This window comes from Formosa sp. F44 (genome assembly GCF_056238645.1).
Window position 1 is genome coordinate 92051 of the sequence record NZ_JBWDLJ010000006.1, and the last position, 24718, is coordinate 116768.

Here is a 24718-nt window from a genome sequence, read left to right on the forward strand (position 1 = left end):
CTTATTAAATATTAACCATTAAAAACCAAATATTATGCTACGTTGGACAGTCACATTTATAATTTTAGCCATTATTGCCGGAATCTTAGGATTCGGTGGAATTGCAGCAGGAGCTGCAGGAATTGCAAAAATTCTATTCTTTATATTTTTAGTTTTATTTGTAATTTCTCTATTCACTGGTAGAAGCTCAATAAAATAATTAAAAACCTTATAAAAACTAAAAACATGAAAAAATCAGCTTATATAGTATTATTCGCAATTGCAATGACGTTCTCTTTATCAACTTTTACAAGTTGTAGAGATCAGAAATCTACAGGAGACAAAATAGAAGATGTCGCAGACGATGTTGGAGATGGAATTGAAGATGTTGCAGACGACGTAGAAGACGCCGTAGATTAGAAACAGAAGTATAAAATAATCTCTTTCTATTATAAAATTTAAGGGTGTATTCTTAGGGATATGCCCTTTTGTATTTAAAGTATTACGAACCTTAAAAAAATAAATATTATGATAATTTCAGACGAATTCGCTAAGCACGAAACAGATAAAATTAAAAAGTACCAAGATAAAGGCTACACAGCAAACTATAGAGTTAAGGATAACCAATTGGTAGATTTAGAAACCAAGGAAGCTTTTAATTCTGAATCGGTAAAGATCGTAGCAGAGCACCGTTACGAAGGGATGAGTAATCCATCGGACATGTCTATTTTATATGTTATTGAAACCCCATCCGACTCTAAAGGAACATTTTTAGCAGGATACGGACCTACAGCAAATTTAGACGATGCAACATTCTTTAAAGATATTCCTAAGTCTAATTATATAGAAGATGCAAAAATTTTAGATGATGAATAACTTATTCGTATTTTGCAGCCAAACTTAAAGGTGGCATATGAAAGTATTCGTTAGATTCGATTATCACGTAGTTTGTAAACGTGTGCTTGAGGCGCAATTAGAGGAGTTAAAAATTCCTTATAAATTAAACGGGATAGGAGAAATTGAATTAGCTTCAGATCTAAAAAAAGAAAAGAGAGAGGAGCTTATTGAACGTTTAGCGTTTTATGGAATTGAAATTATCCAAGATGAGAAAGATGTTTTAGTACAACGTATAAAAGACATTATCGCTGAGATGATACAAGATTCCGATGAAAATAAAACATACAACACGTCTACTTTACTTTCAAAAAAATTAAATTACTCGTACAGTTATTTGTCTAGTATATTTTCTGAAGTTACCTATTCTTCAATCGAGAATTTTGTAATTTTAAAGAAGATAGATTACGCAAAAGAACTCATGTCCAGTAACGATAGTTTAACACTTACAGAAATTGCGCATCGATTGCAATATAGTAGTGTCGCTCATTTATCGGGACAATTTAAAAAGATTACAGGTTTGACACCTTCTAGTTTTCAGAGGATCATGTCTAAACGACGGGAAAGAGTATAAAATATTATTATATTTTTTTACATAAAAGAAGTGTTCGGAATACAGGATTTCGAACACTTCTGTTGTGAGTTGTATATTAGTCGAATGCTTTGTACTTAAAGCTTTGTCCGCCAATAGAGGCTTCAGCCATTAATCCTGCTTTAGAATGTGTAAATACTGCCACACCATCTTTATATTTGGCGTCTAGGCTTTCTCCCGTTTTTAGTACTACTGCAGATACTCCGGCATCAAATTCAAATTTACCTGCTTTAAATTTTTCCACATCCTCTAGTTGTTCAAAAAAGATCACTTCAATTAAAGCTTGACCTCCTGCTTGTAAGCCAACGTTGAGTTCTTTTAAACTTGCCATGCCTTTCTTTTTGCCATACTGATATAATACGCCATTTCCTGAGGCACCTCCAACTATAAAACCGCCTTTACCCACATTAGGGAAAATAACACATCCCGCCGAATTATCGAAAAAAGTTCTTAAATCGGGATTTACCTCTAAAAGTGTCTTAACTGCGGCATCCGATTCCTTGATTATTTTCTTGTCTTTTTTACTTTGTGCACTTACAGCAAAGGACATGCTGCATACAACCAATAATAAAAATACATGCTTTAATACGTTCATAATGTTTATAAATTATAATGGTTAAGAACATTAAATTACAACATTTTAATTGGATTTCTTCCTTGAGTGGGGTATTTATCCTTCGAGACTCTAAAACTCCGGAGTTTTGTTAGTATCTGTTTATCAGTCTTGTGTGTTTTTGTCTTAGTAAATGTCATTCCATTTTTATATTCTTTAGTATCTTCAACGGCAATACTGTAATATTGAAATTTAACTAATGCATGAAGAGTTATAAATTGCTTATACGTTATGTGGTTACAGGAACACTGTTTATTGTTGTTCCCATCCTTATCCTGTTTGTTTTGTTTGGTAAAGCACTTGGTATTTTAATGCCTTTAGGTCATACACTAACAGAGAAATTTCAATTGACAACAATCCTGGGACCGGCGGCGGTGGTATTGGTAACTTGTTTTATTATCTTCATAATTAGTTTGCTAAGTGGTTATTTTATTGTGAATGGCTTTTTAAAGCAATGGAGTAATGCATTTGAAACCACCTTGTTTTATAGTTTTCCTTCTTTTCAGATGATGAAATATAGATTTATTGATGAAGCCGATTATAAAAAGCAAGATTTCTGGAAACCCATTTTATTAAAAGACGATACCATATATCTTATCGCCTTTATTACTGAAAAAAGCCAATCCGATTTTCTGTCTATTTACGTTCCAGATGCTCCAAAAATGGATGCCGGCGAAGTGCGTTATATGCGTGCATCCGACTGCGAATACATTCCTATCACCATGAAACAGGCTATGAATGGATTGCGTAATTTCGGAAAAGGAATGCATCCTGAAGTGTTTTTAAATGCTAAATAATGTGAAAATAGCTTTTGTATATAGGTGATTTTTTACCCCTAAATATCGAGGTGTTAGTGTTTCAATAATTGACTAAAATTAAGTGTAAATCGCGACCTGCAAATCCCTATATAAGTGCTTATGTTTGTAATGTCTAAAAATTATAAAACTAGAAGTTTACATGAAGTCATTAATATTGTTTCTTAGTCTTTTCGGGAGTATTGTCTCTTTAACACAGGCTCAAGAGGTCAAGATTAAGGGTGTTGTTCTGGAAAAAGGGGCAAACCTTTCGGTACCTTACGCTACAGTTGTTATTATAGATTCAAATTCTAATAAGCCAATCTCGGGGACTACAACTAACGAATCTGGTGCTTTTACATTAACCTCTTCTTCTTCGCAAGTATATCTTCAAATCAGTTTTATCGGATTTAAAACATTAACCTTTAAAGATCTCGATTTTACAAGTGCTGTGTACGATTTAGGTACAGTGTACATGGAGCAAGACGCGCAGTCTTTAGACGAGGTTGTGGTGCGCGCAGAAGTGTCTTCAACACAGTTCAAGCTGGATAGAAAAATATTTAATGTGGGGCAAGATATAGCAAGTACAGGGGTAAGTGCTTTAGAAGTTTTAAACAATGTTCCATCTGTAAATGTAGATATTGAAGGTGCAGTGAGTTTAAGAGGAAATAGTGGAGTTCAAATTTTAATTGATGGGAAACCTTCTGTTCTAGCTGACGAAAGTAGTAATGCGCTGGGAACAATTACTGCCGATATGATTGAACGTGTGGAGGTAATTACAAATCCGTCGGCTAAATATGATGCCGAAGGAACTGCAGGAATTTTAAATATTATTCTTAAAAAAGAAGATAAAAGGGGTGTGAACGGTTCTATATCTTTAAATACAGGAATTCCCGATAACCATAGTGTTGGGGTGAGTTTAAATAAAAGAACAGAGAAGTTTAATTTATTCACCCAATTTGGTGGCGGATATCGGTCTTTGCCTAGAGATAATACATCGGAGAATACGAATTTTGAAACCGGTTCGAGTGTTATTAGTGAAGGTACGGAGTACAGAAATGAAACGTTTTTCAATGTAACCTTAGGAACCGATTACCATATAAACGATTTAAATGTGCTTACGCTTTCCGGTAATTTTGCCTACGAAATCGAAGATCAACCTTCTAAAACTAATTTTAGTTCTTACGATAATGCTGTGCTAAATTCAAGATGGTTTCGAGAGGAAGAAACAGATGCTACCAATCCGAAATGGCAGTACGAATTAAATTATAAAAAAGAGTTTAAGAATAACAAAGAGCATACGTTATTGTTTAGTGCTTTAGGGAGTTTTTTCGGGAAAGATCAGGAATCGGAATTTACAAATACGACAACTTTTGGGGACATTGTAAATATCGATCAGCAAACGGAAACAGAATTTCAACAAGCCGATTATACCTTTAAATTAGATTATACGAATCCGCTTTCGGAGACGATCACTATCGAAACTGGGGTGCAATATTTAATTAACGATGTTGGAAATGATTATGAAGTCCGCGAATTCGAATCGAATGAATGGATTGTAAATCCGAATCTAACGAATGATTTCGAATACAATCAAAAGGTTTTCGGGTTTTACGGAACGGGAGCTTACGAAGGTGAAAAATGGGGTGTAAAATTAGGACTTCGTGTTGAAGATACTAAGTTGTACACCTTGTTAGCCAATACAAACGAAGAGAACGATCAGGAGTACACAGATTTTTTTCCTACTGTACATAGTTCGTACAAAATTAACGACGATTTTTCTGTTCAAGCAGGGTATTCAAAACGTATTTTTAGACCGCGTTTATGGGATTTAAATCCATTCTTCAATATTAAAAACAACTATAATATTCGTGTCGGAAATCCGAATTTACAACCCGAATACACAAATTCTTACGAAATCACCGGAATTTTTAAAATAGGAAAAGCGACGTTAAACTCGAGTGTCTTTTATCTGTACACTACAGATGTGGTAGAACGAGTTTCTGTTTTTCAGGATAACGTTACGCTAACAACTCCAGTAAACGTAGGGACAAATGGAGCTTTAGGATTTGAATTAAATGGAAAATATTCACCTTTAAATTGGCTGACTTTTAATGGAGATTTCAACTTTAATTACTTTCAGCGTAAAGGTGAATTCGAAGATCAATCATTCGATTTTAATGGAGAACGTTGGAATGGGAGATTAACGTCTAAAATAGCATTGCCAGCCGATTTCGATTTGGAAGTTACAGGGCAGTTAGAATCCGATTATCAAACAGTGCAAAGCGAAAACCAGGGATTCACATTTATGGATCTTGGATTACGTAAAAAAATACTAAAAGGTAAAGTCGTGGTAAATTTTGCGATTAAGGATGTTTTTGAATCTAGAGTTTACGAAAACACCATTTTAAACGCCAATAACTTCAACAACAATAGAAGTACACGTGGTCGCTTTTACACTCTGGGGTTTAGTTACGGATTCGGGAAAGGTGAGGCCATGACGTATTCCGGTAAACGATAAAATACAAGCGGCTGGTAGCGATTAGTTTAAATTATATATCCTTTTAACAAGACCAAGTCAAAATGGCTTTTCTGTTAAATGTTTAGTATCTTAGAGAGTCATAAATTTAAACTAAGAAATCATGAAAAATATATTAGTGACCATCGATTTTAACGAAAAAGAAGCGCCTTTGTTAGAGCAAGCATTTAAAATGGCATCGGCTTTTAAATCTAAATTATGGATTATGCATATTGCAGCACCCGAGCCAGATTTTGTTGGTTACGATGTGGGGCCGGAAGAAATTAGAGATGCACGTGCAGAAGAATTGAGAAAGGAACATCGCTTGCTTCAGAAATATGCTAAAGATATGAATGACCGTGGTATAGATACAGATGGATTATTAGTAAGTGGAGCAACCATTGAAACCATTTTACAGCAAGCAGAAAAATTAAAAGCCGATTTAATTATTACGGGGCATGAACGTCATGGGTTTTTCTATAGAGCAATTTTGGGAAGTACAGCCGAGCAATTGCTAGAAGATTCCAAAATTCCGTTATTAATAGTGCCTTTAGACCTAGACAAAGCATAATTCTTAAATTAGTAGTAGATTCGCTTTTTAAATTATGATTTTACATGACCATTAAAGATTTAGAGGGGACTTTTACCGTTATGGGAAGTAACCAAAACGAAAGCAATCATACTTACGAGGGGACGCTTAGTTTATCTGTAGATAGCGACAACCGTATTCAGGCCATTTGGTTAATACATAACGAACAAGAACAGTTTGGAACAGGGTTCTTTAAAGACAATATATTGGTGGTGAATTTCTATTATTTAGGAGAAGACGACAAGAAATTTAAAGGCGTTGTTGTGTATCGCTGTTTAACTCCCGATATTTTGGATGAATTCTGGTCCGAAAAACATGGAGATCCAGCTTATCTGGGCGAAGAGCGTTGCTTTAGAGTTAAAGCAACCGATGAGATTTTAGAATAAAAAAAGCTGTTTAGTCTTTCTATAATTAAACAGCTTTTTGTTTTAAAACGAGTACTAAATGTTAGGGATTTAAAGATCTTAAGTATTCTAAGATGGCTCTAGCGTTCTCCTCGCTTACAGGAGCGGTTACCATTGGCGCTTTATCATATTCCTCATAAATACCCTTTGCTAATGGGTCTTCTTTTACCATCTGAGACGTATTCATGGTCATATTCATTATCCATTCCGGACTTCTTTTAGTAGTAATATCTCCTAACGCTGGACCAATAAATTTACGATCTGTTTTATGGCATGCCATACAGTTTATTTTAAAATAGTTTTCTCCTTTTTTAGCCAGATCTTGGTCTATACTTTCTTCTATGTCTACAGAAGTAATTGGGCCAATACCTTTGTTTTCTAAATCCACAATATCTTCAAAAGATTTTTTTTCTTCGGCAGGTTTGGTCTGCTCTACAGTTTTAGTAGAACTTGGAGCGTACTCAAAAGATTTTTTTTCTTCCTTCTGTTTACAGCCAACAATAAGTAATGCCAATGCGATAAAGAGTAATTTTTTCATTTATATAATTTTAAGAATTTCAAGGGAAATGTAAAATTAAATAAAAAGAAATGTTTTTAATATGACGATAATCATGTTATTAGGCTGTTTCAGAAAGAGAATAATTTCATGTATAATTAGTGCTTAAACGTCTTAATTTAATTATATGTGTGGATTACACAGTATTTAAGTAGCTTTATAAGCTCGTGCTTAATCTAGATCCTTATCTGTCCTCGTACTATAAATTTATAATAGCCTAAATGAAACTGACTTTTTTATTCCTTTTATCTGTTGTTACGCTAACCGCTCAAAATATTAAAGGTACTGTATTGGACAGAGATACCAATTTGCCTTTAGAGGATGTGAACATTTATTCTAAAACTATAGGGCAAGGAACAGTAACCAATGAGAAAGGCGAGTTTGAGTTACAAATCCCAAAAGCTAAAGAAACAGCTCTTATTTCGTTTTCTAGCGTTGGCTATGCGACTAAAACTTATACACGCGAACAAATAAAGTCTTTAAACTATATTATCTTTTTATCTAAGATTAATGAGGCGTTAGAGGAGGTTGTTCTGTATTCTGAACTTGAGTTACAAGAGGCCTTACCGTTTAAAAAAGTAGCATCGTTAGAGGAAAGCGTGCATCATTTTGGAGCAACAATGTTGGGCCATAAAATTTACGTTGTTGGTGGTGATAAAACCATAAAAGATGATGTTAAAAAACGAGCGCTTCAAGAATCTGAATCTATTGGAGAATTGTTTAAAAATGTTAGCAAACCCGAGCTAATTTGGAAACATTATAGTGATAAATTACAAATTTACGATGTCGATAAAGATACGGTTGTGGTTTCAGAATTAAATTTCAGAAAACGGGCTTATCATAATGTTGTGGCTGTAGATAATAAGGTATATGTGTTAGGCGGAAAGTCTCTATCTAAAAGTCAAGCAACAGAATATTTAGAAAATAAAATTGAAGTGTTCGATCTTGATAGTCATGCATTACAGTTAGACGATACGTATCCGCATCAGGCTATTAATTTTACTTCGGTTGCTTACCAAGATAATATAATTGTAATGGGTGGTTCTAACAAACGTAAATCTAATGGCGATAAAATATATAGCGATAAATCGTACCTCTATAACATTACATCTGGCTATTGGTACGCACTAAATAATATGACAACAGCAAAGGAAGTTCGAGGTGTATTAGTTAAGAATAAAATCTATTTAATTGGTGGATTTAATGGCAATATGTTAAAAGAAATTGAATCTTATAATCTCGAAACTGGAACTTGGAAAGCAGAAGGCGATTTGTTTTACGGTATGGGGAACGCTAGTGTAACGGCGAATAATGACACCATTTATATATTTAACGCAAGGAAATTGTTAACCTATAATGTAGAGACTAAAGTTTTAAATGAATACGATATTCGGTTAGATTTAAGCGCAACTTCACTCTTTTATGCCAATAATGTATTGTATATTGTTGGAGGAAGTACAGAAGTGTATTACCAAACCATGCCGTCTTCAGATATATATTCTATTGATTTACGTGAGTTGCCTAGAACTAAAATTCTGCATTCCAAAATCGTGGAGTAGCTACAAGAACATCGTTTATATAAAATGGCACGTTATTTAACAAGGTTCGTTCCATACATGTATCCGATTTAATAAATGTTTTCAAACAGCTTAAAAAATGGGATTCATTACGGAGCACTCTAAATACCCCGAAAAACGACGTCTACGATATAGCGTTTCAAACCACATAAAATATGATAAAAATCACTGTTTCTCACTTTTTATTCAACATTTGAACTATTTTGTTTCATGATTTTATCAAATTCATTAATTATTATGATTTAACTTTTGTAATCGTAAAAAAATCAATACTTTTGGTACACCAAATTGGTTAACCAGTTATACAACAAACAAACTACAATGATAAAACAAGAGTCTAAGGTCTTTTTTAACTACTTTTTAGTCCTTATTATAACCGGGAGTTTCTTATTTATATCTTGTAAAGATCAAGATAAAGCAAACAATTTAGTGACAGACGTAGAGATGTTTAACGCTGCAGTTGCTAATGCCAAACCAGGCGACGAGATTGTACTTGCAAATGGAGTTTGGAACGATACAGAATTGGTTTTCGATGCCAAAGGAACAGCAGAACACCCAATTACGCTTACTGTAGAAGAAAAAGGTAAAGTGACTTTAGAGGGGCGATCTAATCTTCAAATCGCAGGGGAACATTTAATAATTAAAGGACTAGTTTTTAAAAATGGATATACACCAACCAATGCTGTAATTTCATTCAGAAAAAATAGAGAAGAGTTGGCTAACAATTGTCGTTTAACAGAATGTGTTATCGATAATTTTAATAATCCAGAACGTCATGTTCAAGATTATTGGGTAACTATTTATGGAAAGAATAATCGTTTAGATCATAATCATATTGTTGGTAAAAAGAACTTAGGTGTTACCATGATTGTGGGTTTAGATACTAAAGGGAGTGTCGAAAATAATCACCAAATAGATCATAATTATTTTGGTCCTCGTCCAACATTTGGAAATAACGGAGGAGAAACATTACGTATTGGTACAAGTCATCACGCATTAGAAAATTCTGGTACAATAGTAGAATCTAATTATTTTGATAGATGTAACGGAGAGATAGAAACAGTCTCTAGTAAATCTGCCAATAACATTTACAGGTACAATACGTTTTTTGAATGCACTGGAACATTAACCATGCGTCATGGAAATGAAACCTTAGTAGAAGGTAACGTGTTTTTAGGAAACAATAAGCCAAATACGGGTGGGATTAGAATTATAAACGAAGATCAGATTGTTAGAAATAATTATTTATTTGGCGTAACAGGATATCGTTTTAGAGGTGCATTTGTTGTTATGAATGGTGTGCCAAATTCGACACCAAATCGGTATATGCCAGTAATGAATAGTAAATTGTTAAACAACACTTACGTAAATTGCGACAATATATTATTTTGTGCAGGAAGTGACGAAGAGCGTAGCGCACCTCCAACATCTACAGAAATTTCAGGTAACATTTTTTACCACGATCATAAAGACAATATATTTACTGCTTTCGATGATGTTAGCGGAATTTCATTTCATGACAATATAGTAGGGGAGAATATCAATACCGATATCGCTGGCGGATTTACACCTGCTAACCTTAAATTGGTAAAGAACGATCAAGGATTTTTAATTCCGACTTCAGATCAAATAAAAAATCCGATTGTAATTAGTGATAAAATCGGAACGAAAGACAATACAGGAACCACTTGGTATTCTAAAGACGATAAAACCATAGCGTTAAATTCAGGACAAACCATTGCTGTAGAGCCGGGAATTAATACGTTGTCTTTTGCAACGGCACATTCTAATCCTGGTGATGTAATCGAATTAACTTCGGGAGAAACTTATGTGTTAACCAAATCGGCTAAAGTTAAGCATCCGCTAACCTTTAAATCTTCAGGAAAAGAAAAAGCAATCATTTTATTTGAACGTATGATGGCTTTCGAAATAGAAAACGGAGGAAGTTTATCTTTAGAGAATTTAAAATTTAATGGGGCAAGTTCTCCAGATTATGCAGGAAATGCTGTTATAAGTACGAGTAAAAAATCAATGACAGAAAACTATAAGTTATTTATCGACGGCTGTGATTTTGAAGATTTAATTGTTAACCATTCTTTTGATGTGTTACGCGTAGGTAAAGGTACTTTTGCCGATACAATAAGCATTCAAAATTCAAAATTTAAAAATATCACAGGACATATTGCAGCATTAGACGCAGAGACAGATGATATTGGTGCGTACAACGCAGAGTATGTTATTATGAAGAATAATATTCTTACAGATGTTCAAGGCGTGGCATTAAGATTGTATAGAGGAGGAACGGATGAAAGTACATTAGGACCCTTTTTAGAAATGGAAAACAATGTCTTTAATCATGTTGGTTTTGGAAAGAAAAACAAATACAATGCGGCCTTATCATTATACGGTGTACAATCCAATCGTATTGAAAACAACATTTTTAACGAAACAAAACCTGTCGAGATGCATTTGGTTGTAGGGGAGCCTATCGTAAATATTTTGAATAACGATTTTTACAAAGTCGATGATATGCGGGTTACCGGCAATCAGAAATATACAGTAGCAAATAGTCTTTCTGTAGATCCAAAATTTTCGAATACAGATACATTTGAACTAGCAACCGATTCGCCTTTAAAAGGAAAAGGTGCAAATGGTAAAGATTTAGGTATTATAAAGTAGATTTTAAACAAACAAACAAACACTTATGTTATTAAAAAGAATCCTTTTTATCTGTTGTGTGCTTATAGCGCAAAATGGATTTTCTCAAGAACACCCAAATTTAATTTTAACCAAACAAGGGGTTAAAGACATTAAAGCGCAACTGGGAAATGTCCCTTTATTCGATGCGACTTTAGCTCAAGTAAAAGAGAAGGTAGATGCTCAGATTTTAAAAGGGATTGATGTTCCTGTACCAAAAGATATGGCTGGAGGTTATACGCACGAACAACATAAACTAAATTACTTAACCATGCAGGAAGCTGGGGTATTATACCAGATTCTTGGAGATGAAAAGTATGCTATTTATGTGCGTGATATGCTAATGGAATATGCAAAAATGTTTCCGGGATTGCCAAGACACCCACAAGAACGATCTTACGCAAGAGGAAAATTATTTTGGCAATGTTTAAACGATTCGGTTTGGTTAGTATATACTAGTCAGGCTTACGATTGTGTGTATAATTTCTTATCTAAAAAAGAAGTTAAATACATCGAAAAAAATCTTTTCAGACCTATGGCCGATTTCTTGTCTGTAGATACACCTCAGTTTTTTAACCGAATTCACAACCATAGTACATGGGGGAATGTTGCTGTTGGTATGATTGCCTTAGTTATGAATGATGACGCTTTAATAGATAGAGCATTATACGGGATTAAGGATTTAAAATTAGATGCAGGGAAAGATAACGATGGTGGAGATATTTTTGTTGAAGGACAAAAAGCAGGTTTCTTAGCAAACTTAGAAGAGCCATTTTCACCTGATGGATATTATACCGAAGGGGCTTATTATCAGCGTTACGCGATGTACCCATTCATGATTTTTGGAGAGGCGTTACAAAATGTAAAACCAGAAGTAAAACCATTCGAACATAAAAATGGAGTGTTATTAAAAGGTGTAGATGCATTAATGAATTTAACCGATAAAGATGGTGAATTCTTTGCTTTAAACGATTCTCAAAAAGGAATGTCTTATTACACTTCGTCTTTAGTATCTGCTTTAGATATCGCATACTATTATGGCGACAGAGATCCTAGTTTATTAAGTATAGCACAAGAACAAGGTCGTGTACAATTAGACCAAACAGGTTTAGCTGTAGCGATGGATATTCGTGATGGTAAAGCAAAACCTTTCGAAAAGAAATCACTATTATTAAGAGATGGTGCAGATGGAGATCAAGGTGCGATTTCTATTTTACGTTCTACTAAAAATGATGCCTTAACACTTGTAGGTAAAAATGCAGCTCAAGGATTAAGCCACGGACACTACGATAAATTATCTATTTCTTTGTTTCATGAAGGACACGAAGTGTTACAAGATTACGGCTTAGCTCGTTTTGTAAATATTGAACAAAAAAATGGAGGTGGTTATTTAAAAGAAAATAAAACATGGGCAAAACAAACTATTGCGCATAATACTATAGTACAAGATGAAACGTCTCATTTTGGAGGTAAATACGATATTGGTAGTCAGCACCATTCAGATATGTATGTGTTCGATGTCGAAAATCCAGATGTTCAGATTTCAAGTGCAAAAGAGGTTAACGCTTACCCTGGAACCGTAATGCAACGCACAACAGTGATGTTAAATAACGCAAGCTTTGAGCAACCAGTGGTGTTAGATTTAATGCAGGTGACTTCAGATAAAAAACACCAGTTCGATTTACCATTCTATTATTTAGGACAAGTTATTTCGACAAATTTCGACTACAAAAAGTACGAAACACTTTCTACCTTAGGAAAAGATCACGGATACCAACACTTATGGAAAGAAGGATCAGGACAATCTACAACAGGAGAAGCCGCGTTAACATGGAGAAGTCATAACACATTCTTTACATTAACCACAACAACATCTGCAGACGACGAATTAATTTTTGGACGTATTGGTGCGAACGACCCAGAGTACAACTTAAGACCAGATCCTGTTTTAATTGTTAGAAAACACACAGATAATGCGTTATTTGCATCGGTTATAGAAACTCACGGTAAATATAGCACGGTAAGTGAATTGTCTGAAGGGGCGTTCTCTAGCATTGCAAAATTAAATGTATTACAAAGTAGTGCAGATTATTCGGCAGTTCAGATTAGTATGTTAAATGGTGACGAGTTTGTATTTATAATGTCAAATTCGGAGGCTTCAAAAACTAAAAAACACGAGTTAAAGTTAAACGATAAGGTTTATACTTGGACAGGAGTAAGCTACTTTAAAAAGCAATAATTATTTAAGTAGTACGTCTACACTTATAATTAGTAGATATCGATTTATAGTTCAAAAAACATCACCCACTTTAATTAAAAATATTAATTAAAGTGGGTGATGTTTTTTGTGTTTGGATGTGTCTTATCTGCATATCGATATGTTAAAAAATTTAGGAAATAAATTCCGGTCCGAATTACAGATTATAATGGCAAAATAGATCAAAATTTCACTAACAATAAAACGGCTATGTTTTTAGTTTTAAGGAATGTACTATTAAACCAAGTGCCTTTTGATAATTGTTATTAAAAGGCACTTTTTTTTTGCGACATAATTTTTTTTTAACATAGAATTAATATATCTTTGGTCAACCAATCTGGTCAACCAGATTGGTTTTTTAAACAAACCTTAAAAAGGATTAGTTCTTATTTTTTACTGATTTAGAAACAAAATTATTTGATTTTACTCCCTTTTTGCTAAGAGTAAATTAAGTGATTCTGCTACTGTTTAAAAGTAAATGCTGTTGCAAGATAAATTGAATAAAATACATTTTGCGTCGGGAGTTATTTGGAAAACGGAAGCTTGTTTCTGTTGAAAGTTTAAGATGACTGGTCTTAAAAACGTTCTAAATTTTTTATTATTAAAACAACAACAAATGAATTTGAAAAAACAATTAGTATTGTATGTAGTTCTGTTGCTAAACACGGCATTGTTTGCACAGGATGTAGTTTCGGGGCTCGTTTCTGACGAACAGGGTGTCCCGATTCCAGGGGTTAATGTTCTGGTTGTAGGAACATCTCAAGGAGCAACTACCGATTTTGACGGGAACTATGAGATTAAAGTAGACCAAGGTGCGGCTTTACAGTTTTCTTACATAGGTTACGTGTCTCAAACTAAGACAGTTCAAGCCAACCCAACAATTAATGTTACTTTAGTTGAGGATGTAGCTCAATTAGATGAAGTCGTAATTATTGGTTACGGTGATCAAAAAGAGAAAAATGTAACAAGTGCCTTAACTAAAGTAGAATCTAAAGAAATCGTTGATCGTTCTGTATCACGTGTGGAAGATGCATTACAAGGTAAAGTTGCAGGTTTAAGAATTCAAACCGTGTCTTCAGAGGCAGGTGGGGATCCTAAGATTACAATGAGAGGGCCTGGTTCTATTACGGGTTCTTCTTCTCCATTAATCGTTGTAGATGGTGTTGTATTAGGTTCAGATCCAGATATTTTAGGGTCTATCGATAATAACAACATCGAATCTTTAAGTGTATTAAAAGATGCTTCTTCTGTAGCAATCTACGGTTCTCGTGGTGCAAATGGGGTAATCCTTGTAACCTTAAAAGAAGGTACTGCAGGTAAAACGTCTTTTTCTTATAATACGTTTACTGGTTATAAATATACAACCAACAATGATAACTTTAATACGACTATTAGCGACGAAAGAAATCGATTAAACGGTTTACAAGAAACTGTTAGCGCTATTTCTCCAGACAGTCCACGATATGAAGATATTAATAGATATTACGATAATGCATATGCAGAATTAGAAGCTATGGACTTTATCGCTTCTTTAGGTGGTGGAGAAACTAATTGGCAAGACGAAATATTTAATGGTGGATTTATTAAAAACCACTCGTTAGCAGTAAGAGGTGGAACAGATTTAACAAGCTATACAGCTTCTTTAGGTTTTCTTGAAGACGAAGGTGTAGTTTTAAATGACAACTTCTCAAAATATAATGCTAGAATTAAAGTAGACAGCAAGTCTAAAAACAAGAAAATTAAGTTCGGAGCTAATTTATCTGCAAACTATAATGATCAAGTTAGAGTTCCTACCCGATTTACAGATCCTTTAAGACAATATGGTCATTTACCACTTTATTTAACCGAAGAGCATATGCCATATGTAACTAACTTTTCTACAGAACCAGGAGTTTCAACCGATGCTGGTAAACTGTTCGAAAATTTAGGCGTTGGTAGTTATGGTTTTTCAAGAGCATTCGACCACGTATTTACTGTAGATCCTAATAACCCAAGAGCTATTGCTAGAGACCCTAATACAGGACTTCCTTTAGTTAGCGATTTAACTTCTGGTGGTTTAACATTATCTACAACTAAAAACGTTCATCCATTAGTGCACTATTTAGAGCGTTCTAGATTATCTAAGAAATTAAGTTTAAACACTTCTGCTTACTTAGATTTTAAATTAGCTAAAGGACTTAGTTTTAGACAAGGGATTTCTGGTGTATTCAGACACAGTAAATCTAATAATGCAGATTACTTATACGGACAAGAAAACAGAGATCAAGAATCTTTCCGTTTAGAGTCTAGAGACGAATTAAACCAATATGCATTCGAATCATTACTTAAGTATAACACATCATTTGGTAAACACGATTTTAACTCTGTATTTGGTTTCGAATATACAAGAAGAGATTTTTATACTCAAGAGTCTGAAGCTGTAGGATATACAAACGACTTTAATAACAACATCGCACTTGCAGATGGTGGAACAACATTTACAGATAATGGTACAGATAAATTAGTATCATACTTCGGAAGAATAGATTATAACTACGACGAAAAATACTTAGTTCAATTATCAGCACGTACAGATGGTAGTACTAGATTTGGAACAAACACAAGATTTGGTTTCTTCCCAGCAGCGTCTGTAGGTTGGATTATGTCTAACGAAGATTTCTTATCGTCTAGTGACTTTATTACTTTCTTAAAATTAAGAGCGAGTTATGGTATTTCAGGTTCTAACGAAATTACAAGTAACATCTTTAACTCTCTTTACAGGTTCGAAGAAACATTTAGTACAGTTGGTTATAACGGCTTAACAGGAGTTAAAGCAGTAACATTAGCTAACCAAGATTTAGGATGGGAACAATTAGTAGAATTTAACCCAGGTATCGATGTTACTTTTGGTAGAGGAATAATTAGCTTAGGAGTAGATTACTATACAAGAAGTAGTAAAGATTTAATTCTTTTCGCTCCTGTACCAGGTGTTTACGGAACAGACAATTATTTACAAAACCTTGGAGAAGTTAAAAACGAAGGGGTAGAAATTGAATTAAGCGCTAGAATTATCTCTACAGAAAATTTCAGCTGGAGAGCTTCAGGTCAGTTTTCTTTAAACAGAAATGAGGTTGTAAGTTTAGGTAAAAACGATCAAATTATTTCAAGAATTGATCAAGATACTAGAGCAACAGAATTTATCGCTAGAAATGGTCAGCCTATCACATCTTTCTACGGATGGGTTTACGAAAAAGAAATACCATTAGAATGGGTAGATAATCCTTTCAACAGATTTAATAATGACTTTGCAGATGTATATGTAAAAGATTTAAATAACGATGGTATTATCGATGATGAAGATAGAACAGAAATTGGTAACCCTTATCCAGATTTTAACTGGGGTGTTAACACAGACATTAGATTGTACGATTTCGATTTTGCAATGCAATGGCAAGGTTCTCAAGGTGGAGAAGTAAGAGTAGCAGATTTAGATCAGCTTTACTATGCGAGTGAATCTTCAGTAAATGAAGTAGCAAACTTCCCAGACAGAGATTTAACAGTACACAGAAGATTTACAGACGACCATATTCAAGATGCTTCATTTATAGCATTAAGAAACGTTACTATTGGGTACACAATTCCAGAATCATTTACATCTAAGTACAAAATCGACAGATTAAGATTCTACCTATCTGGAGAGAACTTACTTTTCTTTACTGCTAGTGATTACGAAGGATTTAATCCAGAAGCTGCAGGTCAAACTTCAGATAATGCGAATACTCCATTAACAGCAGGTTACCAAAGAGGAGATGGTCCAATAGTTAGAACTATTTCAGCAGGGATTAACTTTCAATTTTAAATAATTAGACATGATGAATTTATATAAAAACATATTAATTTGTTTTTCACTTGTAGCTTTATTTACAAGTTGCGAAGAAGAACTTGACCTTTCAAACCCGACCGCTCTTTCTATAGAAGAGTTGCTTCAAACAGATGATGGGTTTAAATTCTTAGCGAACGGAGTTTTAGATGCATATCAAAAAGTTCCCGCTAATGAATTCTTAATTTCTGAATTGAGATCTGATAACGTTAGAGCTAATACAGAAAACGGAAACTATCCAGCGTTTAATGCGTATAACATCGATCCTAATAACGGGGATGTTGCAACATATTACTCAAACAATATGTCAACCATTAAACATGCAAATACAATTATTGATAATAGATTTTTAGCTCCAGAAAATCAGCAATACACTGTTGGTGAAGCTTATTTTATGAGAGCATTATGTCACTTTAACTTAATAAGAGCATATGAAAATATTCCTTATATAGATACTGTATTAGACATTAACGCAGACGAAGCTTACGATTATCCTCAATTGGACCCAGCTGTAGTTTACGAAAAAATCATAGAAGATTTTAAAACGTCTATAGCCTATTTACAAGACGCTACAGTAGATCGATACAGACCATCTGCAGGTGCCGCTATTTGTTTTGCCGCTAAAGCATATTTAAGTCAGCCTACTCCTAACTATAAGGAAGCAGAACTTTTATTAGCTTCAGTAGTAGATAATAGCTCGTCTTACGGATATAGCTTATTGTATACAGAACAAGGTAGTGACGATTCAGATTTCGAAAACTATAAAAACTTAATTAAAGATTTCGGACATGTATTTGGTAACGATATCGATGGGACATTCACAGATGGTGTGCCAGATGGTTCTTGGTCTAATAACTCAGGTTTAGAAATTAACGACGAAGTTATTTTCTCTATCGCTTACGATTTAGTAAGTAGTGATACTTATGTTACTGCAGACAGTTCTTTAGACGAGCAAGTACAAACAGATTCAGAGTCTTTTAGTTTTGCAATGACCTTACAAGGACCTTCTAATGGGGTGAACATCGCTTCTAACGAATTTTTAGAAGTTATGACTCCAGAATTACAACCTGTAAGATTTTATGTGAGTTTTGATGCCTTAACATACAACCCAACCCTTGAAACAAACGATACGTTTAACGCAAAGTACCCTACACCAGGAGAAATTGGAGATAACGACTGGATTGTTTTAAGATATGCAGATGTGTTATTATTATATTCTGAAGCTATTTTGGCAGGAGGTAATAGTACTACAGATTCTAGAGCAATTGATGCATTTAACCAAGTAAGATTAAGAGCAGGCTTAGACGAAGTTGCTAACTTAACAAAAGCAGAGTTATTAGCAGAACGTAGAGTAGAATTCGTATACGAAAACCAAAGACTTTACGATTTAATTAGATTTGGTGAAGCAGATAGAGTCTTATCAGAATTTTCAGCTAAGAACAGTTTGTTTTATACTAATGAAAAGAAATACCTTCCGTTTCCTCAGAGAGAATTGGATAATTTACCTAATTTTTATAATCAAAATGACGGATACTAAAAACCTAAAAATTATGAAAAAACACTTGTTTAAATTAAAATATATAGTTTTAGGTGCATTTGTATCTTTAACTGCATGTGTTAGTGACGATTTACCTGAAGTAGGTGATTTACCTGACATTACTGGGCCACAGCCTTTCTACAGTTATTCTGATATTTCAACATCTGAATTCGATTGTAATGATGTAGAATTAGAAGCGAATTACGATTTCTTCCTGCAAGCGGGTACAAATTTAGCTGTAAACGGAACACAATACCAATGGGAGATTTCGCCATCGGAAAATGTGAACTTAATCAATAAAGATCAGCCTATTATAGAGCAACAAATCGAAGGCGAATTAGCTACGGTTGTTGCGTTGGAAGATGAGATTGCTAAAGTAGAATTTAAGATCCCTTGTGAAACTGATCCTGCAAAAATCGCCGTGTTAGAACAACAAGTAGCCGATTTAGAAGTGCAATTAGCCGCAGCAGAAGCCGCAGTTACAGACGAAACTAAAGCCAACGTTGCCGCTTTAGAAGCTCAATTAGCTGCTTTACCAGCTGGGACTTTACAAGATAGAGAAGTTATTGTTGAATTTCCTGGACCAGGAGAATACACTGTAGGTTTAACGGTAACAGACAATTTAGGTAAATCAGATTATACCGAAAAAATAATTGTTGTAAGCCAAGCTATACCAACAATCGCTATTCCAGAAATTGGAGAAGCAGGTTTCGAAGCCGGAGATTTATTCGACGGTAGTGGAGATGGTAGAGATTCTTGGAGATCGCCAAGTAGTTCTAAATGGGGAAGTGTATTCCAAATTAATACAAAATCAGAATTAGGTGTTTTACCAGAAGGGTATAAAGCAGCGAAATTCCCTTCAGACGGAACACGTGTTGGTTATCAAGAAATAGACGTTACTCCAGGAGCTACTTATGTATTATCTTATTTCAGTAGTTTAGATCCAGGTGCTAGCGGAGACTTAACAGTGTCTATAGTGAATCCAAATGCTCAAGATATTCAAGAAGCACGATTAGAAGCTAATATTCTTGCTTTTAAAACAGAAGACAATGCTGCAAGTGTACAGGATGTATTTAAAAAGAATGCCATAACATTTGAAGCAGGAGAGCTAGAATCAGTGATTATTTTAATTACAAACTCTGGTACTGAAAGTAGAGTGGATGCTTTTGATATTACAGTTAAACAATAAAAAAATTGAATTATGAATAATAAATTAATTAAAAAACAGAGTACAGGTGTCTTTATCGTGCTATTTTGTATGTTTTTAGGACTAGTATCGTGTTACGATGAGGGTTACGATCCATACGAGCCACCTGTTGGGAATATCAATAATATTCAGCCAAATACGTTGTTTACAACAAGTATAGATCCAGATAATACATTAGCATTAGTATTTAGAAGCTATTCTACAGATGCAGATTCTTATGTGTGGGATTTTGGAGACGGTAATACATCTACAGAAGCAAATCCTGACTATACTTACAACGAAGGTGGATTGTACAACGTTAAACTTAGTACAACAAGTTCAGACGGTTTAGTCGCTGTAGACTCATCAGACGTATCTCCTATTTTTGTAGATTTTAATTTTGCAATGGAAGATACAGAGGTAACTTTCGAGAATTTTACTTCTGGAGCAAGTTCTCTTGTATGGGATTTTGGAGACGGATCTACTGTAGAGTGGAAAGCAGAAGACACAGAAGAAGATGCTAAATTTAGCCCAGTTCATGTGTATTCCAGTGCAGCGCCTGTTGTTGCCACATTAACAGCAACTAATTATTTAGGACATGAGTTTGTAGTAAGTAAGAACATAGAAGGTTTACAACTGTCTACTATTCCTGAATTTTCATTTACTACATCTAGTTTAACGGTAGAATTTACAGATGCTTCAACTTTAGCAGCGTCTCATAGTTGGGAATTTGGAGATGGTGAAACATCTACAGAAGTAAACCCTACACACACATATGCTACTGCTGGTACGTACGATGTTACGTTAACAACAACTAACGAGGCAGGTGTATCTAGAAGTATTACTAAAGCAGTTCCTGTTGGAGGTGTAGAGCCTACATTTAAAGCTATTGTTTTAAATGGAAGTTGTGACGAGTATACAGTAAATACTGGAGACAATGCAGATGCTTGGGATATGACGCCTAACAGTACTATAGAAGACGACGTTTTAGGAACTATCGATAGTCCTTACAGAGCACTTTGGAATAATACCGAATTAAACGATTATATCGATGTGACTTACGGAACTAACGAGCAACCAGGATCATCTAGCGATGGTACATATGTAAACGGTGTAAAAACTAGAAGTGTTAAGTTTTCTGATAGCTCACGTCGTTTATACCAAGTGGTAGCGGTAGAGCCAGGAATCGAGTATACGTTTACCATAGACACACGTTCTGAAGCTGCTGGAATTAATACAGAAGTATTCTTATTAAACAAAGAGATTACTACAGAAGTGGGTATCGAAGATTATACAGATGGTTACATTAATATCACAAACGATTTTAATGAAGAAAAACCTTCAGAAGGTAACAATACCTTTACTACTAGTACAGTAAGATTCGAAGCAACTTCAAACTTTATTGTTATCTATGCAAGAGCTTTAAATGCTGTAGATAGTAGTAATGAAGTGTTTATTGATAATATTGATATTATTACTCCTGGATTTTAATTCATAAGAAATGAAAAATTTTCGAAAAGAAATATTAGGATTAATAGTAATAGTTTTTCTTTCTGTTAGTGCTACTTGTCAAGAAAAGGCAAGTAGCTCTGCAGATTCGGATTCTAAAGTCGAAAAAAACGACAAAAAGAAGAAGAAAAGAAAGAAATACAAATTACCAGATATAGATTTAAGTCATTGGAGTGTAACCACACCAGAATTAAATCATAAAGGTAGTGCCATGAATATTGAGCCACCAGAAATTTTGGATTATGCTACAGACGAAAGGTTATTACCTTATATGTACAATGATTCGACTCTTGGAGCTTTGGTTTTTTATTCTTTTCCTAGCGATGCCACTACAGCGAATACAAAATATACAAGATCGGAATTAAGAGAGCAAATGGTGCCTGGCGATAATCACACCAACTGGACATTTGCAGAAGGGGCTTACATGAAAGGTAAATTACAAATGGGAGATGTATCTAAATCCTCAGATGGAAAATACCACAAAGTAATTATCATGCAAATTCATGGTCGATTAACAAATGAGCAACGTGACTTAATCGGACAAAAGGATAATAATGCACCACCAATATTAAAAATATATTGGCAAGATGGTAAAATTAGAGTCAAGACTAAAGAGTTAAAAAACTTAAGTGCTAGCGATAATGAAATCTTAGACAAAGACGCTTGGGACGATGATAAAGGATTTACATTCGAACAAGAAGTCGGTTTTGGGAAATTCACCCTAGAAGTAGAGGTCTCTGATGGTAAAATGGTAGTTATTCTAAATAAAAATGAATACGCCGTTTACGATAATATTCATATGAAAAGATGGGGCGTTTTTGAAAACTATTTCAAAGCTGGAAATTACTTCCAATCTAGAGATGAAGGGGCTTATGCCAAGGTGAATTATTACGAGCTTGAAGTTAAACACTAATATTTAGAAGCGTTTAGACTATATTAACATAAATATGTATTTCTATAAATACAAATTGATAACTTTTTTTGTAGTTTTGTCCAGCTGAAAACTGGTTAACCAATTTTTTCGAATAAATGAAAGTAGAAGTTTTAATGAGTAATGATTATGATGAGGTTCATAATAAGATTATAGCAGACATTGCTGAGCTTATTAACTCAAAAAATCTTGAGCCAGGAGATAAATTACCATCAGAACGTATGTTGTCTGAAAAATTTGGTGTAAGTCGCGGTTTAGTCAGAGAATCCATAAATAAATTAGAATTTTATGGGTTGTTAAAATCAATTCCACAAAGTGGAACCTTTGTTGCAGATATGGGAATTATCGCAATGAATGGAATGGTACAAGATATTTTAGAACTTCAGGTGCCCGATTTTAAATCGCTCGTTGAAACACGTATTCTTTTAGAATTAAAAATTGTAAAGTTAGCCTCTTTAAGAAGAACTGATGCAGATTTATTAAATATAAAAAATGCCTTAGAAGCTTATGAAGAGAAAATTCTAAAAGGAGAAAAAGCTGTTCAGGAAGACTTATTATTTCATCTGGCTATTGCAAAAGCATGTGGAAACAGTATGCTTAACGCATTTATGTTAAAAATTACACCAGAAATTATTACCAACTTTAGGAAATATCATGTTTGTGTAAATGAGCTAACGATGTCTGCAATTAATGAGCATAGAGCCATTTACGAGGCTATAAAAGCAAAAGAAACAATGACAGCTCGAGAAGCTTTAAAAGTACATTTTAAAACATTGTATCAGTATTGTTATAATGTAGAGTAAAATATTAAAGAAGATTTAAGGCGTTTAAGTTTTATCTTTTTAATGCAAACAATTAATTAATAACAAGAGAAAACTGTTAATCTCATTTTTTTCTTGAAAATCTAAAAATTATTATGAAAGTAAAAGGATTAAGGTGGTTTATTATTGGGCTCATATTTTTGGCCTCGGTAATTAATTACATTGACAGGAGTGCATTAGCAGTAATGTGGGGGAACGAAAATCTTCCAGGTTCAATTTCTTACGATTTAGGATTAACTAAAGAACACTATAGTTACATTCTTAACATCTTTATGGTGGCCTATGCACTTGGACAATTGTTTTCAGGTAAATTGTTCGATAAAGTTGGAACACGTATAGGTTACGTTATTAGTATTGGTGTTTGGGGATTATCTTCTTTCTTACATTCTACAGTTAGAGGATTTCTTGGTTTAGCATTTTTTAGAAGTACATTAGGTTTGTCTGAGGCAGGTAACTGGCCAGGTGGAGTTAAAAGTAATGCCGAATGGTTCCCGATTAAAGAACGTGCTATTGCACAAGGTTTGTTTAATGCAGGAGCTTCTATAGGTTCTGTAATTGCACCACCATTTATCGCTATGCTTTTCGTAGCTTACGGTTGGAGAACAACCTTTATGGTAGTGGGATCTTTTGGTATTGTATGGATTCTTCCATGGTTACTTATTAACAAAGCAGGTCCTAAGAAACACCCTTGGATTACACCAGAAGAACAAGAATTTATCTTAGATGGTCAAAGTCAAGCAGACCGTGATGCAGAAGATAATGTAAAAGGATTAACCTTAACACAAATTTTATCGCACAGAGAAGCTTGGTCTATCGTTGTAGGTCGTTTTTTCTTAGAGCCAATCTGGTGGTTATTTGTAGGTTGGATGCCAATTTATCTTTTTGATGTGTATGGTTTCGATGTTAAAGAAGTAGGTATGTTTGCATGGGTACCTTACGTTGGTGCTGCTATTGGTAGTATTGTTGGAGGATACGTTTCTGGACAAATTATTTCTAAAACAAACTCTATCGATAAAGGTAGAAAATACACCATCTTAATTGGAGGTATCATTATGTTCTTAGGATTAGTTGCAACTATCTTCTTTGGAAATACACCAGAACGTTTCGTAGGTATTGTATTTATAGTATTATTTGGTTTCCAATTTGCTATCGGTAACGTACAAACTTTACCTAGTGATTTATTCAGTGGTAAAAACGTTGGATCGTTAGCTGGATTAGGTGGAATGGTAGGAGTATTCTCTGTTATTATAATGAACTTTATTGTTCCAATAGTAGCAAAAGTGTCTTATACACCTGTATTTATTGCGATTGCATTATTTGTACCGCTAGGAATTGGAGCGATTTATTTCTTCGCAAAAGAGATTAAGTCAGTAGAGTAAAATAAGAGTAAATTAATTAAAAATTA

The 24718-nt window shown here is 34.2% G+C and carries 20 protein-coding genes; 18 read left to right on the forward strand and 2 right to left on the reverse strand.

Annotated elements, in window-relative coordinates; all coding sequences use genetic code 11:
* The first annotated feature begins 34 nt into the window (after window positions 1-34).
* The 4 genes from AC0UBM_RS16960 (at window position 35) to AC0UBM_RS16975 (ending at window position 1447) form a co-directional block, all read left to right on the forward strand.
* Window positions 35-199 carry a DUF1328 family protein gene (locus AC0UBM_RS16960; protein ID WP_414035224.1) on the forward strand — a complete coding sequence of 55 codons (165 nt, stop codon included), beginning with the start codon at window positions 35-37 and terminating at the stop codon, window positions 197-199.
* 26 nt (window positions 200-225) lie between these two features.
* Window positions 226-399: a hypothetical protein gene (locus tag AC0UBM_RS16965; protein ID WP_414035225.1), complete on the forward strand. Its 174-nt coding sequence runs from the start codon at window positions 226-228 to the stop codon at window positions 397-399.
* 108 nt (window positions 400-507) lie between these two features.
* The gene (locus AC0UBM_RS16970; protein ID WP_414035226.1) at window positions 508-855 is read left to right on the forward strand and encodes a hypothetical protein; all 348 of its coding nucleotides are present in this window, start codon (window positions 508-510) and stop codon (window positions 853-855) included.
* A 37-nt stretch (window positions 856-892) separates the two neighbouring features.
* Window positions 893-1447, forward strand: coding sequence for a helix-turn-helix domain-containing protein (locus AC0UBM_RS16975; protein WP_414035227.1), 555 nt, complete (start codon window positions 893-895; stop codon window positions 1445-1447).
* Window positions 1448-1523: 76 nt separating this feature from the next.
* On the opposite strand, the gene AC0UBM_RS16980 is transcribed toward AC0UBM_RS16975, so the two are convergent.
* A complete protein-coding gene (locus AC0UBM_RS16980; protein WP_414035228.1) occupies window positions 1524-2060 on the reverse strand; it encodes a lipid-binding SYLF domain-containing protein in 537 nt (178 codons plus the stop codon).
* A gap of 221 nt (window positions 2061-2281) precedes the next feature.
* Here AC0UBM_RS16980 and AC0UBM_RS16985 point away from each other — a divergent pair, with 221 nt between their 5' ends.
* From AC0UBM_RS16985 to AC0UBM_RS17000, 4 genes are all read left to right on the forward strand, one after another.
* Window positions 2282-2875, forward strand: a complete 594-nt coding sequence (locus AC0UBM_RS16985) for a DUF502 domain-containing protein (protein WP_475689420.1) — start codon at window positions 2282-2284, stop codon at window positions 2873-2875.
* A gap of 160 nt (window positions 2876-3035) precedes the next feature.
* Entirely contained in the window at window positions 3036-5393 is a 2358-nt protein-coding gene (locus tag AC0UBM_RS16990; protein WP_475689421.1) for a TonB-dependent receptor domain-containing protein, read from the forward strand.
* Between the two features lie 121 nt (window positions 5394-5514).
* Window positions 5515-5961 (forward strand): universal stress protein, encoded by a 447-nt coding sequence (locus AC0UBM_RS16995; RefSeq protein ID WP_475689422.1) that lies wholly within the window; start codon window positions 5515-5517, stop codon window positions 5959-5961.
* A gap of 44 nt (window positions 5962-6005) precedes the next feature.
* The gene (locus tag AC0UBM_RS17000) at window positions 6006-6365 is read left to right on the forward strand and encodes a hypothetical protein (protein WP_475689423.1); all 360 of its coding nucleotides are present in this window, start codon (window positions 6006-6008) and stop codon (window positions 6363-6365) included.
* Between the two features lie 61 nt (window positions 6366-6426).
* Here AC0UBM_RS17000 and AC0UBM_RS17005 read toward each other — a convergent pair whose 3' ends face one another.
* The gene (locus AC0UBM_RS17005) at window positions 6427-6921 is read right to left on the reverse strand and encodes a c-type cytochrome (RefSeq protein ID WP_475689424.1); all 495 of its coding nucleotides are present in this window, start codon (window positions 6919-6921) and stop codon (window positions 6427-6429) included.
* Window positions 6922-7160: 239 nt separating this feature from the next.
* Between AC0UBM_RS17005 and AC0UBM_RS17010 the strand changes: the two genes are divergently transcribed.
* The 10 genes from AC0UBM_RS17010 to AC0UBM_RS17055 all read left to right on the forward strand — a co-directional run bounded on the left by AC0UBM_RS17010 (window position 7161) and on the right by AC0UBM_RS17055 (window position 24692).
* Window positions 7161-8498: a Kelch repeat-containing protein gene (locus tag AC0UBM_RS17010; protein ID WP_475689425.1), complete on the forward strand. Its 1338-nt coding sequence runs from the start codon at window positions 7161-7163 to the stop codon at window positions 8496-8498.
* Window positions 8499-8837: 339 nt separating this feature from the next.
* Window positions 8838-11195, forward strand: a complete 2358-nt coding sequence (locus AC0UBM_RS17015; RefSeq protein WP_475689426.1) for a polysaccharide lyase 6 family protein — start codon at window positions 8838-8840, stop codon at window positions 11193-11195.
* Between the two features lie 25 nt (window positions 11196-11220).
* The gene (locus AC0UBM_RS17020; protein ID WP_475689427.1) at window positions 11221-13452 is read left to right on the forward strand and encodes an alginate lyase family protein; all 2232 of its coding nucleotides are present in this window, start codon (window positions 11221-11223) and stop codon (window positions 13450-13452) included.
* Window positions 13453-14086: 634 nt separating this feature from the next.
* The gene (locus AC0UBM_RS17025; protein ID WP_475689428.1) at window positions 14087-17308 is read left to right on the forward strand and encodes a SusC/RagA family TonB-linked outer membrane protein; all 3222 of its coding nucleotides are present in this window, start codon (window positions 14087-14089) and stop codon (window positions 17306-17308) included.
* A 10-nt stretch (window positions 17309-17318) separates the two neighbouring features.
* The gene (locus AC0UBM_RS17030; RefSeq protein WP_475689429.1) at window positions 17319-18866 is read left to right on the forward strand and encodes a RagB/SusD family nutrient uptake outer membrane protein; all 1548 of its coding nucleotides are present in this window, start codon (window positions 17319-17321) and stop codon (window positions 18864-18866) included.
* A 13-nt stretch (window positions 18867-18879) separates the two neighbouring features.
* Window positions 18880-20055, forward strand: a complete 1176-nt coding sequence (locus AC0UBM_RS17035) for a PKD domain-containing protein (RefSeq protein ID WP_414035239.1) — start codon at window positions 18880-18882, stop codon at window positions 20053-20055.
* 12 nt (window positions 20056-20067) lie between these two features.
* On the forward strand, window positions 20068-21543 hold the full coding sequence (locus tag AC0UBM_RS17040; RefSeq protein WP_475689430.1) for a PKD domain-containing protein: 1476 nt from the start codon (window positions 20068-20070) through the stop codon (window positions 21541-21543).
* Window positions 21544-21553: 10 nt separating this feature from the next.
* Window positions 21554-22474, forward strand: a complete 921-nt coding sequence (locus tag AC0UBM_RS17045) for a polysaccharide lyase family 7 protein (protein WP_414035241.1) — start codon at window positions 21554-21556, stop codon at window positions 22472-22474.
* Window positions 22475-22590: 116 nt separating this feature from the next.
* Window positions 22591-23295, forward strand: a complete 705-nt coding sequence (locus AC0UBM_RS17050; RefSeq protein WP_414035242.1) for a FadR/GntR family transcriptional regulator — start codon at window positions 22591-22593, stop codon at window positions 23293-23295.
* A 113-nt stretch (window positions 23296-23408) separates the two neighbouring features.
* Window positions 23409-24692, forward strand: coding sequence for an MFS transporter (locus tag AC0UBM_RS17055; protein WP_414035243.1), 1284 nt, complete (start codon window positions 23409-23411; stop codon window positions 24690-24692).
* Window positions 24693-24718: the final 26 nt, after the last annotated feature.